Genomic DNA, 15,895 nt, shown 5'->3' with positions numbered 1-15,895 from the left:
CGAAGAGTCAGAATAAGTATAGGCATTGCAAGCAGCGTGCTTCATTAAAGAAATGAGAGGATGTTATGATATGAGCAATTATATTGGAAATGGTGCATATTGCTACGCTAATTCAGCTTCAATGCTGCTGTCGTCCATTGGAGAAAAGGTTGACCCCGGTCTGCTTGAAACGGTCGGTGGCTTTTCCCTGGGAGCTTTCCGCACGCAGGAAGACCTTCTCTTTTTTGATAACTGTACCTCCAGTCCTGATCTGGCCATCAGCAAGGCGATGAGCATTCTGGGGTTTAGTGTGCGTGAAAGTGTGCAATCACGGGATACAGAGATGCCCTTAGAAGAGCTAAGAGAGACTTTGAAGCAGGGTCCTGTGATGATGGGGCCGCTGGATATGGGCAGACTCGTCTATAATCCCAACTCTCCCAACCTGGGTGGTTGCGATCATTATGTAGTGGCGTTGAGCATGGAGGGCGATGAAATATGTCTGCATGACCCTGCTGGCTTCCCGAATGTCTTCCTGACATTGGATAAACTTGAGGAAGCATGGAAGTCTGAATTCCCGTGGAGTAGCGGTGTGTATCGACGATGGTGGAGTCCTGAACGCATGAAACAGCCTGATCTGGAGGAGATTAACCGCCGGGCGTTTACTTGGTTCAAATCAAGCCTAACAGAACAGCTCCAGGACATTGCTGCTCAGGAAGGACGAACAGGAGCTTCAGCGATTTTGCATAAGGCGGAACAGGTTCGTGCTGGAGCAATCGATGGTAATGAGTGGGCTCATTATGTGTATTTTGCTCTGCCAGTAGGCGCGCGTCGTGCCCATGATTATGGCTTGTTTTTTAAAACAATTCATCCTGACCTTTCTGCTTTGAAATACACACAATCCCGCCAATTCGGAGAATGCCAATCCCGTCTTGTATCCCGCAACTGGGAGGCTGCTGCGACAATCATGGAGGCGCTTGCGGAGACAGAAGCCATGATCGAAGCTGCTATTTTGAAGATGGAGTAATGGAAGTGAAGCTAGGCTATGAGAAAGGAAAATACACATGGATGAATTAACTGTCAATCGCCATATCAGCTCAGGGAAAGATGAAACATTCGAGAATCGGCAAAAGGAGTCGGATATTGCGCTTATCCAACGAGCCCAAACTGGGGATACAGAGGCCTTTGGTGAGTTGATTCACCGTTACCGCGGACAATTGTTCCGTTATGTGCGAGCACTTACACATGATTCTTATCTCGCAGAAGACATTTTACAGGATGGGATTATTCGTGCATTCATTCATATGAGACAGCTTCAGAATGCTGACCGTTTTATGGCCTGGATGCAGCGCATTGTGCGTAATCAGGCGTATTCACATATGCAACGCCGAGAGCAGCAGCGCGAACAACACTTTTCTTCGTACTTTGCATTTGGGTTTGGAGCTGATGGTGCCTCATGGAGCGATCAAGACTCGCTCGACATGACACTGAACTATCTTTTGAATGACACCGAGCGGAGATCGCAGGAAACAGGCTATGATCCATATCAAGCTGTTGCTCAGCAGGAAATGAGGAACAATCTCCACAAGCTGCTAGGTTGTCTGAACGAGAGAGAGCAACAGGTCTTTACATCGTATTGGATGGAGCAGCTGTCGCCGCAAGAAATTGCCTGCAAATTCAATCTAACAAGTGCTAATGTGTATCAAATTCTATCACGTTCACGTAAAAAAGTGTCGCAGCTTCATATTCATTTATCTGTAGAAGAAATGCTGGCAGAGTGGAATTCACTTGGGCAAAATCGAGTGATTCTGGAGGAACCCCGTTCGTTTCGAGCTCCCCAAACCTGGAACTCGGCAGCAGCATCCATTCACGAGATGTTAGGTTATATCGGTTCATCTCCATCTCTCCCCATGGTTATGGGGATGAGCGGACTTTCTTTTCGTCTGACCATCCTGCCTCAGGACATACATATCGCTGGACCCACCGCCTATAACTTCAAAGAGGTGCTTACCCGAGGATTGCAGCATATGGGTTATCGTTCCCATGCGGTTGAGGCTTTGGCTAGTGAAGCGGGGGTCAATGCCAATCTGGTCGATCCTTCGATGCTAGCGGAGAAAGCGAAAGGGAGAAGGTTGCTAAATCCAAGGCTGGTTCGGGCCCTCTCCCTGATTCGTTACTCCATTCATCGGGGAATTCCGGCCGTAGTATGGGATCTGAATATTCCCGAATTCGGATTGATCTACGGCTATGATGATGCAGTTCGAACCTTATACGGTACAGATTTCATTAAATCAGGAACAATTCCCTATGATCATGTAGGCCGTGGTGTGAATCAGGAAGTATTTGTAATGGCAGCGGAATCCAATGGTATGATACGAGAAATGGACCTGCGTGCAGCATTGACAGCTGTTTTGGCTCATTATGGTGGGGAGGATCCGTATACCTTGCCGAACACGGTCAGTGGTCTGGCTGCCTATTCGGTATGGAGAGAAGCTCTAGAGTATAGACGGGTAGAACCGAACGGTCATGCCTATAACATTGCGGTTTTGTGGGATGCAAGACGTTATGCCGGTGAGTTTTTCAGGGAACTTTCTGTAAAGTGGGCTTCGATTCCCCGCTATTCCAGCTTGATTCCATTCTGTCTTCAGGCAGAAGAGTTATATCGAAATATGTCCCAAAGGTTAAACATGCTCAAGCAGCGTTTTCCTTTTCCTGAAGGCGGAAAGCCAAACGAGAAGCTTCAGGCCGATCAAGCTATCTTGATACTTCTGGAGGTGGAGGAATTGGAGCGAGCTGCTGTCGTTGCAATAATAGCGTTGCTTGAAGAAATGAATCAGCATTCCCCAGAAATAGGTATGGTCTGACCTAAATGTAACAATCAGATCAGGCTTACAGTGAAGCAAATATCAGGGAGGCAGGACAATCCGTCAGGCCTTCTTTCAGTCTTTTTTGCTTTCATGCCAGGATAGGTTCATACTTGAACAAGAAATGATGTCATTTCAGGAATAAGGCTGCACCCCTAGCTGCATAATAACGACAGTGACCAATTTCGTTGCATGAAATTCATGGTTTTGGAAAACAATTCCTAAAAAATTCAGTTGAAAAAATCCTTCCTTGTGTACATATCGCACATATGGTCATATGTGATCTTGTCTTCATACCACATGTGGTAGGATTACGGATCTGGGACAGGAGAATAATCGATTTTAACCCGACCGCAAAGCTTGACAAAAAAATCGATTTTGTTACAATGTTCACAATATCTTCACAAGTGTAAAAAATTTCTTTTTCATGTTCATGTGTAAGAGGTGTAATATAGGGGTATAGAGTTCGGTTTCGGCCTGCTTGTCGTTTTGCGTCAACACATGTTGTCCGCAATAGACCCAAGATACAATACACGATGTGGGAACGGCCCTTGGGCTATGCTCATTCTATTGTGTGAAATTTGGTACATTTAGTTGTATTGGATGTATTTGTGGTTCGGCTCTGCTTGACAGGCATCATGAAAGTCGCGGACTTCTATCCCAAAGTAAAGGAGGACTTTCTCTTATGTCACAATCGCCTACTCAACAAGAGGTGCCGGTTACAGAAGGTGCCGACGTTTCCCAACGCCAGTCCTTGGACGTACTGGATCAACTGATGAAGCCTGAGGTACAGGAGTCTCTGACCGTTCTGGTGGAGAACCTGCCTAAACTGGCTGAAATGGTCACTGCAATGACCAAAGCTTATGACTTTGCACAAAGCGTAGCTACAGACAAAGTTCTAATCAGCGACACAATGAGCGCAATGGGCGAGTTTGCTAAACCTGTTGTAGACAAAGCTAAAGGTGTAGCTTCTGCTGCCATCGAAGCAAGCGATCGTGCGCAAGCCGAGCAAACTTCGGTTGGTTTGTTCGCTATGCTCAAAATGCTTAAAGATCCAAACGTACAACAAACGCTGCGTTTTGCTCAATCATTCCTGAGCATCCTGAACGAGCGTCAACAACAGCAACGTTAAGATTAGAAGAACGGAGGATGGATATGTCGAAGCAAATTTTGATCTTGGGCGGAGGTTACGGTGGTCTGTTGACTGCGCTGACTGCGCGTCAATACCTGACACCGGAAGAAGCGACTATTACAGTTGTGAACCGTTACCCTACGCACCAAATTATTACGGAACTGCACCGTCTTGCAGCAGGAAGCATTGCTGAAAAAGCAGTTGCTCTTCCACTCGAAAAATTGCTGAGTGGTAAAAATGTGAACTTGAAAATCGATACGGTGGATACAATCAAGCCGGACGAGAAAAAAGTTCTCATGACCAGCGGTTCTACTTACTCTTACGATGCACTCGTTGTTGCCTTGGGCAGTGAAACGGCATTCTTCGGAATTCCGGGATTGCAGGAGTACAGCTTCACGCTGAAATCGGTTAGCGATGCTAACCGCATTCGTGCACACGTGGAAGCTCGTTTGGATGCTTACAAACAATCCGGCAACAAAGCAGACGCTACGTTTGTTATCGGTGGCGGTGGTTTGACAGGTATCGAGCTTGTTGGTGAATTCGCTGACCTTCTTCCGGCTGTATGCCAAGAAAAAGGTATCGACTTCAAAGAAGTTTCCCTGTACACGGTTGAAGCAGGTCCTTCCATCCTGGCAGGATTCCCGCCAGAACTGGTTGAGCGTGCTAAATCGAGTCTGGAAAAACGTGGCGTTAACTTCATCGTTGGCGTAGCGATTACCGAAATGAAAGAAAATGAAGTTCTGCTGAAAGACGGAAGCTCGATTCCTACGAATACACTCGTATGGACAGGCGGCGTTCAAGGTAATGCAGTTGTTGCCAACAGCGGAATTGAAGTGGATCGTGGCCGTGCGAAAGTTACGGAAGTACTGCAATCCACATCCCATAAAGACGTGTTTGTTGCTGGTGACAGCGCAGTGGTCTTCCCTAGCGAAGGCGCTCGTCCATACCCTCCAACAGCACAATTGGCTTGGCAAATGGGTGAAACCATTGGTCACAACTTGGGCGTAATGTTCAAAGGTGGCGCAATGGAATCCTTCACACCAGTATTCTCCGGTACACTGGGAAGTCTGGGTCGTAAGGATGCTGTCGGCATGATCGGTGGCAACCAGACTCGTCTGAAAGGTCTGCCAGCAACCATGATGAAAGAAGCAAGTAACATCCGTTACCTTGCTCACATTCACGGTTTGTTTGCACTGGCTTACTAATACCTGTACGCCATGCAGCAGAAAGGCACCCCACTTGGGGTGCCTTTTTTATTTTTAACCAGCATCCGTTTAGCATAGGGCTAAGTTTCATGAAGTGAATACTGAATTATAACCATTGTTATCAGAGATGTTTTGAAGAGAAAAGTGCTCGGTATAACCGTATAGGGTGTATGGTATATTAAAGGAAAGACGTGTTTTCCGCATCTTGCCAGATGCGCTGAACGGTAGTAATACATAGCAGCCGGCGCTTAGAAGCGTCGGCTTTCGTTTAAATTAAAGACAAGTGCGTTTTATAAAAGCTAGCTTATAAAAAGGAAAACTGAGAGGAGAATGACATATGAACGTATTAGTAATTGGAGCGAACGGACAAATCGGCAAATTCCTGGTGCAGCAACTGGCACGGGAAGGGAAACATCAGGTTACCGCGATGATTCGCAAACCGGAGCAGGCAGATGCACTGAAGCAGCTTGGTGCCAATGTCGTAATTGGCAATTTGGAAGGCAGTGTGGATGATCTGGCCGAGGCAATGAAAGATCACAATGCAATTGTATTTACAGCGGGTTCCGGTGGATCTACGGGTGAAGACAAAACATTGCTCATTGATCTCGATGGTGCAGTGAAAACAATGGAGGCGGCACAGCAGCAGGGAATTACCAGATATATTTTGGTCAGTGCGTTTGGGGCAGATCAGCGGGAGAAATGGTCGGATGCCATTAAGCCTTATTACGTGGCGAAGCATTACGCCGATCGGGCGTTGTTCGCAAGTGATCTGAATTACACCATTATCCGTCCTGGTGGTTTGAAAAATGAGCCTGGCACCGGCAAAATCTCTGTAGGAACAGATCTGAAACCGGGAAGTATCCCACGTGAAGATGTGGCTCGTGTAATCGCTGCTTCCCTCCAGGAGGAGAAGACGTACCGAATGGCTTTTGATCTGATCGCTGGGGATGAATTGGTTGAGGATGCCTTAGGTAAATTGTAATTCATATTGTAATATAACGGGAGAATGGAATGACGGAATAAGGGGGAGCTCTGCATGAATGAAGCCGTGCTGGTGATCGAAGATGAGCCCAAAATTGCACGCCTGCTTGAACTGGAATTACAGTATGAGGGGTATCAGGTAGGCAAGGCAGGCAGCGGGACGGAAGGGTTGGAGATGTATGGGGACGGTCAATGGGATCTGATTCTACTGGATATTATGCTGCCGGGTCTGAGTGGCATTGAAGTGCTGCGGCGGATACGTGCCAAAGATGCAACGGTGCCCATTCTGATGCTCACAGCCAAAGACTCTGTGGAAGATAAAGTCTCGGGACTCGATCTCGGAGCCAACGATTACATTACCAAACCGTTTCGGATCGAAGAACTGCTTGCAAGAGTACGTGCTGCACTGCGCCTGAGTGCTGCATCGGCTTCTGCTCATTCTTCCACTTCGGTCCCACGGGACACGGCGCAATCATCGGAGCACACGGCGGAAAATGAGACAGGCTGGCTCACCGCAGGCGGATTGAAGCTGAATGAAGGAACCCGTGAGGTATTCAGGGATGGTCAATCGATTGAGCTTACCCCGCGTGAGTTCGATCTATTGGTGTATCTGCTGCAAAACCAGCGCCAGGTGCTGAGCCGGGATCAGATTGTTCAGGCCGTCTGGGGATACGATTATTATGGAGATACCAATGTGGTGGATGTGTATATCCGTTATGTTCGCAAAAAAGTCGATAACGGATTCACACCACCCTTAATACATACTGTTCGGGGTGTTGGTTACGTCCTGAAGGAGCAACTATGAGTCTGCGTAGCAAAATCTACGGATACTCGTCCGTATTATTCGCCGTGCTGCTAATTGCCGTCAACCTTTCGGTTTACATCGTGTTTGAACGAATGTCAATCGATAACGAGATCAAGCGGGTAGAAGCTGAGGCCGAGTCTATTGTAAAAGGAGTGCGCCAGTCTGCCGGCTCCATTCCGCCGGACGACTTGCTCCGGGCCTACGCGCCGCTGGACGGCATGCTGCGGATCGTCAATGAAGACGGCACCAGCTCCCCGCCTGTGACGACATCGGCAGAGGAGCAGCTGAGCAAGCTATCTTACAAATACGAAAGCGAAAAAAAATCTGAGTATACCCAAGTTGAGCAAATCGGTTATGTCTGGGTCTCTGTTCCCGTGATCTGGCCGGACGGAGAAGTGGTGAATCTACAAGTCACCGAGAGCATTGAAGATACCGAGAATCGCTTGTCTGTGCTTCGTACAGTTCTTGTTGCCGTAACTATCATCGCGCTGATTCCGGCCATTATCTCCAGCCGTATTCTGGCGAACCGGATGACACGGCCGATCCAGCAGATGACACGTACGATGAGTGATATCCAGTCGAGTGGCCAATTCAAGCGGCTTCCGCTCGACGAAAAATCCAAGGACGAGCTGAAAACGATGGGGCAGACGTTCAACCGTATGATGGATCTGCTCGAATCCAACTTCGAGCGGCAGGAGCGCTTTGTTTCTGATGCTTCTCATGAACTGAAAACGCCACTTACCATTATTGAAAGTTATGCCAGTCTGCTGCAACGAAGGGGCAAGGAACGACCGGAAGTATTCGACGAGGCGGTAGAAGCTATTCTGTCCGAATCCGTGCGCATGCGGGAGATGACCGAGCAGCTGCTATTGCTGGCGAAGCAGCCAGAGCAGTGGAATGTACAGCTGGAGCGGGTGGATATTACCCGGCTTGCGCTGGATTCCACACGTGCATTTCGCGAAGCCTATCATCGGGAAGTCCACTGCGACGATCCAGGCAGGATATGGGCGATTAGCGATGTGAGCAAGCTGAAGCAGCTACTTTTTATTTTGCTGGATAATGCTCGCAAGTATAGTGAGGATGCCATTGAAGTCCGGCTGGAGGCAAAGGAGCAGGAATGTCGGATACGTATTGTGGATAAGGGAATCGGCATGCGGGAAGAGGAATTGTCCAAGGTGTTTGACCGTTTCTATCGCGTAGATCAGGCCAGAACACGCAGCGGCGGAGCAAGCGGTTCGGGCTTGGGACTGTCCCTTGCCAAAGATATTGCCGAGGCCGTGGGGGCACGTATTGAACTGAGCAGCACCGAGGGCAGGGGAACCGAGGCTTCGATTATTTTGCCCACATCTGTACAGAACGGGTCACTCTCATGAAAATCTCATTCTTCTCTTATATACTGATACACACGGTACAATTTCGGATCATAAGAGAGTGCATAAGGGGGAACCATGATGGAAGAGCATGAGGGGCGTCCGGAAATGAAACGGGAACAACCACGCAAAGGATGGAAGAAGCCAAGGCGTTCATTTTGGTGGGGTGCGGGGCTCCTGGCTTTCCTTGTCGTTATAGCAGTCATGTGGTGGAAGCCGTGGCAATCAGATCGCGTGATGTTAACAGCGGATGCAGCGGCCCAATCGGTCTTGGATCAATATCCAGGAGAAATCGTGAATTCCACATTGAAAGACGGAACCTATATCATGCAGCTCCGCTCAGAAACCGGACTGTATGACGTACAAGTTGATGCGGTTACGGCGACCGTGAATTCCATTAAACGGCTGGAGTCCAATCCGCAAGCGGAGGAGAAGACGTTATGGAGCCGGGAACAGGTCAAGACGGAATTGCTGAAACAAACGGATGCCGAACTGGTGTCGCTCGAACTCGTCGAGCAGCAGGGGAGCCCGGTGTATCTGGCGGTATTCAAGATGAAGGACAAAGGCCGGGAGCAATGGACCATTGATCCTTATAACGGAGAGAAACAATCCTCCAAGACGTTGGAAGCATCTTCACCCGACCCTGACCCAACAAAAGGGGAAGGCACCAAGACTTCATTTCTGAGCGAGAAAGAAGCAGGGCAGAAGGCACTTGCTAAGGTTCCTGGTGAAGTGGATGATATCGAACTCCGTGGAACGAATAGTGGCAATCCGTATTATCTGGTTGAAATTGACCTGGATGACGGTCGTGAGGCCATTGTGCAGGTCAATGCCATTTCGGGCGCGATTCGTTCGGTCACTTGGGATGATGAAGAAGATTAAACGTATAGAAGCGATTCTGTGAGAATCTCACTCATTTTCTCATCAAATTCTAATCTGACTCTCGCTGAACTCTCATTCGTACAGGTTAATCTATAACTGTAGACGAGAACGAGAACAACAACGAGGAGATGAATGATGATGATGAACAAACATAAACTATGGATTGGCAGCTTGTCGGCAGCGGTGCTGCTCGGAGGATCAGCCGCTCTGGCTAGTGGGAGTGTCAACGGGCAATCGGTACAGCCTACGCAAACGTCCACTACACAATCAGTAACACAGACTCAGAACACAGGTACACTGCTGACGGTCGCACAGGCAAAAGAAGCAGCCTTGAAAGCAACTGATGGTAAAGTGGATGATGTGGATCTGGAGCGCAGAAACGGCCAAACGTTCTATGAAGTTGAAATCGATAAAAAAGGAAGCAATGACGTTGTCGTTCGTTTGGATGCCTACACAGGTAAAATCCTTGCAGTAGTCGATGATGAAGATTACGATGACGACGATGATTATAATGGCACTGTGGCAGGTACGTCTTCCAATCAAGCTGCTTCAAAACAGGTTAAACTGACGGAGGCACAAGCTTCGAACATTGCCCTGAAACAGGTGACAGGCGGAAAAGTAACCGAAATCGAATTGGATCATGATAACGGCCGTTATGTTTATGAAGTGGAACTGAGAACAGCAAACGGTGAATCCGATGTTGACGTCGATGCCAATACAGGCAAAGTACTTTCGTTTGACCAGGATTTTGACGACGAAGATTAAGAAATAACGTTTATTTATAGGGATTTGGCTTGTGTATAACAGAGGACGCTTCGGATGAAGCGTCTTTTTGCTGTCCGTTCCATAAGTTCAGTGTGTAATCGTACATGTTCCGCCGCATTGTTCACTATTCGAGCAGAGTCATGGCGGATACAATCGTAATCAGGAGGTGAGTGCCGAGCCAGTCTGAGAAACGGGTAATCTATGAAATGCATCATCGATCGGAGGAAGAAGAGACGTATCGATTTTATGTAAGCGCTTTATAAATGAATTGCGGAGGTGTAGTGTTTTATGAATGAGGGTTGGTTGAAAAAGAAAACAAATTCTCATCGTTTCACTCGTCGTCTATGTTATCTGCTTGCTCTAATCTTGGCGCTACAATCGCTAGGCATGCTGGTTGCTCCAGGACAACAGGCCTCCGCTGCTCCCCTCAGTGTGACCAACGGGGTACAGTTCAAGGATACGAATGGCAATGTCATTCATGCCCATGGGGGCGGGATGATCAAGGCTAACGGGTATTATTACTGGTTTGGGGAGAATCGCAATCCCAATGGAACGTTTAAGGCGGTTTCCGTATATCGTTCAGCAGATCTGAAAAACTGGGAGTATCGCAATGATGTGCTCACCAGCAACTCGGCTGCCGAGTTGAACATTTCCAATATCGAACGCCCGAAAGTGATCTATAACAGTGCAACAGGCAAGTATGTTCTTTGGATGCATAAGGAAAACGGGGTCGACTACGGTGAAGCCAGAGTTGCAGTAGCGACCTCAAGTACAGTGGATGGCAATTATTCGTATGTGGGCAGCTATCGGCCGCTTGGCTATGATTCGAGAGACATGACGGTTTACAACGACAACGGAACGGCTTATCTCATCTCGGCGACCAAAGTGAATGCCGACCTGAATATCTACAAGCTGACTCCAGACTTTCTGGGTGTGGAATCGCTGGTAACGACGCTGTGGCCAGGGCAATATCGTGAAGCACCTGCCATGTTCAAAAAGGGTGGCGTCTACTTCCTGATTACATCTGGGGCTACGGGCTGGAATCCCAATCAGGCCAAATATGCGACTGCTACCAGCATAACGGGCACATGGAGCGGCCTGAGCAACTTTGGAGATAGTACAACCTATGGTTCCCAATCCGCATACGTGCTTCCGGTGGAAGGCTCACAGACAACATCATATCTCTATATGGGTGACCGCTGGGCTGGCGCCTGGAGCGGGCCAGTGCAGGATTCCAAGTATGTGTGGTTACCGTTGTCTTTCCCTAGTGCAACCAGTCTGGCGATGAACTGGGCAAGCACGGTTACCATCGATGCAGCCACGGGTTCCGTCACCGGAGTGGATACCACTAACGTATGGGACCCGAATGCTTCGTATCAGTTGATTAGTCGTAAAAGCAATAAATTGCTTAATGTCATCGGTGGTTCTGCGGATAATGGTGCCGATCTGGAGCAGCGGGCAGACAGTGGCACAACCAGTCAACAGTGGCAGATCACGGATGCAGGTGGTGGTTATGTCAAAATCATCAACCGATCCAGCGGCAAGCTGATTGGTGTGGAAAATGGCTCTACAGCAGATGGAGCTGTTATTGAACAGTGGAACGATGGCGGCTGGGCCAGTCAGCAATGGCAGTTGGTTAGTGTGGGCGGTGGTTATTATAAATTGAAAAACCGCAGCACAGGCAAGGTGCTTGATATTTCGGGACAATCCCTGGCAGATGGGGCAGCTGCAATTCAGTGGACAGATAATGGTGGTACGAATCAGCAATTCCAGATTGTTAAGGTTCAATAAGGATTATTGTTGGTCAGTTAATCATCATGAAAAATATTAAGCTATATACATTTTGGACCTTTGTTATGCATTTCTTTATCCCTCTCTGTTAATCCAATCTGTGGTAAACTAGTAGAATTGTAGAAATGGTTGAGACAGGGGCTGGATAACGAAGTGAGTGAAAAACAAGTACTGTCAATTGAAGGCTTGCGTATGCGGTATAACGGGCGTTATGTGCTCAATGGGATTGATCTGGAAGTGAATCGGGGCGAGATGATCGGATACATTGGTCCGAACGGTGCGGGTAAAAGCACGACGGTCAAGATTTTGCTCGGACTAGTTGAGGGATATGTGGGTACGGTCCGCATCTTTGGCAAGGATATCGCGGATGGTGACGCGGAATATAAGCGCAGAATCGGTTATGTACCGGAAGTCGCGGAGCTATACGAGCAATTAACCCCGGCAGAGTATCTGACCTTTATAGGAGAATTGTACGGGTTGTCCTATGAAGATGCCGATTATAAGGCGAAGCAGTTGATGGATTGTTTTGGACTGGAAAAATCATATCATTCCCGCATTGCCTCCTTCTCCAAAGGCATGCGTCAGAAAGTGCTGCTGATCTCCGCGCTGCTGCATGACCCGGATCTGTTGTTCCTGGATGAACCGCTCAGCGGTCTGGACGCCAACAGTGTAATGGTGGTAAAGGAGATTTTGACACAGCTGTCGGCCAAAGGCACGACGATATTTTATTCGTCACATATCATGGATGTGGTGGAGAAGATCAGCAGCCGAATCGTTCTGATTGCCGAAGGGCATGTGATGGCGGATGGTACGTTCAGGCAGCTCCAGCAGCAATCCATGGAAGGCACACTAGAGGAAGTATTCAACCAACTGACGGGCTTCAATGAACATCGGGCAATTGCCGAACGTTTTGTGTCCATCGTGCAGGAGGTGTACTGATATGGCGGAAACTTCTGACTTCCGCACGCTGAAGATTCTGGACCGTTTTCGGCCTATCATCGCCAAAACAGGGGCGGATTATGATGTACTGCGTTTGATTCTAAGAGTGAAGTTTCAGATGGATCAGCGCAGGGTGCCGACGGTATTGTCAGCGCGCAATGGCAATAAGGAGCAGAAAGAAGGCAATCTGTATCTGCGTTCCCTCTGGTTGTATGCACTGATGGGGCTGATTATGGTTCCTTTTGTTGTCTGGGATACGGGACACTTTATGATCCAGATGGGACTAGTAACCGCCATGCTGATGTTTATGATCATGACATCCATGATTTCCGACTTTTCTTCGGTATTGCTTGATATTCGGGATCGTAACATCATCATGACCAAACCGATAAATGGACGCACTGTTGGTTTGGCTCGGGCCATTCACGCAGGGGTTTATTTGCTGCTTCTGACAGGCTCTCTGACGGCTGCGCCGCTGGTAGCCGGACTGATTGCCCACGGGATCGGCTTTTTCCTGCTTTTTCTGGTGGAACTGGTGATGATTAATATGTTAATTCTGGTGACCACGTCCCTGATCTATCTATTCATGATGAGGTTTCTGGATGGCGAGAAGCTGAAGGACATGATCAATATGATGCAAATCCTGCTTTCCATTGGGGTTGCCGTAGGTTATCAGCTGGTCATACGTTCGTTCAGCATCATCGACTTTAATATGGTATTCACACCTGCCTGGTGGCAGTTACTGCTGCCTCCGGTGTGGTATGCAGCGGCATTTGAGCTGCTGTTCAGCGGCGGGGGAGATGCCTGGCTGTATACTTTCTCGGCGCTTGCTGTGATCGTTCCGCTGGTCAGTCTGTTGGTGTATGTGAAGCTGATGCCTTCCTTTGAATTGTATTTGGAGAAAATGGCACACGCAGGTCAGGCCTCTGGACGAAGACGTGGGGGTTGGGATCGCATCATGGCGAAGGTATTCTCTCGTTCGAGAGAAGAGCAGGCGTGCTTTCGTTTGTCTGCCAGTATGATGCGAAGTGAAAGAGAGTTCAAGCTGAAGGTATACCCGTCGATGGGTTTATCTTTTGTTTTGCCCTATGTATTCTGGTTCACGCAATTGCAGAGTTCTTCGTGGGCAGAATTCAGGGGAAGCTCCTTCTTTTATACGCTATATATTGTGCTCTTGCTGATTGTGTCTGTTGTGACCATGCTGAAGTATTCCGGGCAATACAAGGCGTTTTGGACCTTCCGGGCAGCCCCTCTGGCCAACGAGAATGTGCTATATAGTGGAGCGCTGAAGGCCTTCTTATGCAATATGTTTCTACCCGTATTTATATTGAACGCTATCATATTTGTGTGGACCTTTGGGTTAAGAATTCTTCCTGATCTGATCGTAATATTTTTGGTAGCAACTGCACTTATCCCGCTGTCTGGAAAGTTGTTGATGCGAAGACCGCCGTTCTCCCAATCCTTTAGTGTGGCCGGGCAGAGTGACGGCTGGCTCGTCTTTGCCTTCTTTCCGCTCATGGCATTGTTATGGGGACTCCATGTATTCATCCGTACCATACCAGCAGGCATCTGGATCTATGTAGCGCTACTGATCGTGATTAATATGCTGTTCTGGACGATGCTGCATCGAGTGAAGCGGGCCTCTGTAACGGTTGAAGTTTAAGGTGGGCGGTAACAGGTTGAGGTTGCCTGATGAAGTTTAGCAGATGCAATCCTGAAGAAAAATTGATTAAAGCCAATCCGTTTTCGATGACCCGGATTGGCTTTTTTGCGTTATTCTAATTCTTTATGTGATGCGCTGAATTTTAAAGATGGAGAAAATAAATGATATGGCGAACTGTAACGGTAATCTCGATTCTGGAGCATTTAAACGATCGGGTCATTGAATTAGTGTGTTAAATCGGTATCGGTAGGTTAAGCATGGGGGTTTTCGCTTTGCAGGGCTGCTTCTGCCAGCTGGTCGGTTGCATCCGCCGTGGAGAGGGCAGATTGCTCTGCTATCGCATAGACCTTGGACAGCGTGCCCGCAATCCCCGCCACCTTTTGGCGGATCAGGTCGGGCCCTGCGCCCTCCAGCTCGTAGGCGGTGCTGATGATTCCGCCTGCGTTGAGCACATAGTCAGGCGCGTACAGGATGCCGCGCGCCTGCATGCCGCGAACAACCAGCTCCCGATGGCTGAGCTGGTTGTTCGCGGCCCCGGCAACGATGGAGCAGCGCAGCTCCTCCACCGTTGCCGGGGTCAATACGCCCCCTAGGGCACAGGGGGCGAACACCTTGCAGTCAGCGGCGTGAATATGGGCCGGATCGGCCGAAATGGCGCCGGTGAACTGCACAAGGGCACGTTGTACACGTTCCGGTACAACGTCTGCCACGATGAGCCGTGCCCCGGCTGCATGCAGGTAACGGCACAGGGCATACCCGACCTTGCCCAGTCCCTGGACGGCAACGGAAATGCCCTGCAGGGCGTCGATGCCTTGATGACGCAGCGATGTCCCGATGCCAGTGTATATACCGTAGGCGGTCATCTCGGCTGTGAAATCATCCTGTGCGCCAAGCGATCCAGTCGTATCTGTCACATGTACCGTCTCCAGCCGGATTTGATCCATATCTGCCGCCGTAGTGCCCAGATCCAGGCCCGTTACATAACGTCCGTTCAGTCGTTCCAGATAGCGGCCTAGTGAACGGAACGTTTCGGCACGCCGGAAAGCTAACGGGTTGTTTTTCGATGCTCTAACTAATCCCTTATCTAATCCGTCCGATGAATCCTTGCCTTTAATGGTGTTTGTATGGGGCCCGACATCCTGTTTGTTTTTTCCGGAATTCAGATGGTTGTCTGGGCTGGCTACGCCCCGTTGGGTGGCCAGTTCTGCGGGCACATCCCATACCACAGCTTTGCCCCCGCCATATGGCAGGCCGGAGACTGCCGACTTGTAGGTCATGCCCTTCGCGAGTTTGATGGCATCCCGAATCGCTTCTTCCTCCGATGTATACGTCCAGCAGCGGCATCCCCCAAGTGCGGGACCCAGTACTGTACTATGGATGGCGATGACGGCTTTAAGCCCGCTGCGTGGATCATGGCAAAATATGAGTTCTTCCATACCTTCCCGCTGCATCTCGTGCCACAACTGCATGACAGTTCCCCCTTTTGGTAGCCGTCGTTTCCCGAACCTGTTTGCCTGTACGC

13 protein-coding genes are annotated in these 15,895 nt (G+C 49.0%); 12 read left to right on the top strand and 1 reads right to left on the bottom strand.

Translation table 11 applies throughout. The features are described from left to right. Positions 1-70: 70 nt before the first annotated feature. The 12 genes from RS891_RS30300 (at position 71) to RS891_RS30245 (ending at position 14,373) form a co-directional block, all read left to right on the top strand. The gene (locus RS891_RS30300; protein WP_315793990.1) at positions 71-1,003 is read left to right on the top strand and encodes a hypothetical protein; all 933 of its coding nucleotides are present in this window, start codon (positions 71-73) and stop codon (positions 1,001-1,003) included. Between the two features lie 37 nt (positions 1,004-1,040). Beyond that, positions 1,041-2,840, top strand: a complete 1,800-nt coding sequence (locus RS891_RS30295; RefSeq protein WP_315793989.1) for an RNA polymerase sigma factor — start codon at positions 1,041-1,043, stop codon at positions 2,838-2,840. Between the two features lie 685 nt (positions 2,841-3,525). Continuing rightward, a complete protein-coding gene (locus RS891_RS30290) occupies positions 3,526-3,972 on the top strand; it encodes a DUF1641 domain-containing protein (RefSeq protein ID WP_024629786.1) in 447 nt (148 codons plus the stop codon). A 23-nt stretch (positions 3,973-3,995) separates the two neighbouring features. Continuing rightward, complete coding sequence (locus RS891_RS30285; RefSeq protein ID WP_076287362.1) at positions 3,996-5,177, top strand: NAD(P)/FAD-dependent oxidoreductase; 1,182 nt, start codon at positions 3,996-3,998, stop codon at positions 5,175-5,177. Positions 5,178-5,514: 337 nt separating this feature from the next. Beyond that, positions 5,515-6,159 (top strand): SDR family oxidoreductase, encoded by a 645-nt coding sequence (locus RS891_RS30280; protein WP_315793988.1) that lies wholly within the window; start codon positions 5,515-5,517, stop codon positions 6,157-6,159. Positions 6,160-6,213: 54 nt separating this feature from the next. Further along, positions 6,214-6,963 carry a response regulator transcription factor gene (locus RS891_RS30275; RefSeq protein WP_113053121.1) on the top strand — a complete coding sequence of 250 codons (750 nt, stop codon included), beginning with the start codon at positions 6,214-6,216 and terminating at the stop codon, positions 6,961-6,963. Further along, complete coding sequence (locus RS891_RS30270; protein ID WP_315793987.1) at positions 6,960-8,336, top strand: sensor histidine kinase; 1,377 nt, start codon at positions 6,960-6,962, stop codon at positions 8,334-8,336. Before RS891_RS30275 ends, RS891_RS30270 begins: the two co-directional genes overlap by 4 nt. A gap of 75 nt (positions 8,337-8,411) precedes the next feature. Further along, positions 8,412-9,215: a PepSY domain-containing protein gene (locus RS891_RS30265; protein ID WP_315793986.1), complete on the top strand. Its 804-nt coding sequence runs from the start codon at positions 8,412-8,414 to the stop codon at positions 9,213-9,215. 132 nt (positions 9,216-9,347) lie between these two features. Beyond that, a complete protein-coding gene (locus RS891_RS30260) occupies positions 9,348-9,980 on the top strand; it encodes a PepSY domain-containing protein (protein WP_315793985.1) in 633 nt (210 codons plus the stop codon). Positions 9,981-10,268: 288 nt separating this feature from the next. Beyond that, positions 10,269-11,771 (top strand): RICIN domain-containing protein, encoded by a 1,503-nt coding sequence (locus RS891_RS30255; RefSeq protein ID WP_113053119.1) that lies wholly within the window; start codon positions 10,269-10,271, stop codon positions 11,769-11,771. Positions 11,772-11,924: 153 nt separating this feature from the next. Next, positions 11,925-12,710, top strand: a complete 786-nt coding sequence (locus RS891_RS30250) for an ABC transporter ATP-binding protein (protein ID WP_315793984.1) — start codon at positions 11,925-11,927, stop codon at positions 12,708-12,710. A gap of 1 nt (position 12,711) precedes the next feature. After that, complete coding sequence (locus RS891_RS30245; RefSeq protein ID WP_315793983.1) at positions 12,712-14,373, top strand: hypothetical protein; 1,662 nt, start codon at positions 12,712-12,714, stop codon at positions 14,371-14,373. A 251-nt stretch (positions 14,374-14,624) separates the two neighbouring features. Here the strand turns inward: RS891_RS30245 and RS891_RS30240 are convergent, their stop codons facing one another. Further along, positions 14,625-15,842, bottom strand: coding sequence for a Leu/Phe/Val dehydrogenase (locus RS891_RS30240; protein ID WP_315793982.1), 1,218 nt, complete (start codon positions 15,840-15,842; stop codon positions 14,625-14,627). Positions 15,843-15,895: the final 53 nt, after the last annotated feature.

The organism is Paenibacillus sp. BIC5C1, from assembly GCF_032399705.1.
Taxonomy (GTDB): Bacteria; Bacillota; Bacilli; order Paenibacillales; family Paenibacillaceae; genus Paenibacillus; species Paenibacillus taichungensis_A.
This window is presented reverse-complemented; position numbering and strand designations above follow the sequence as displayed.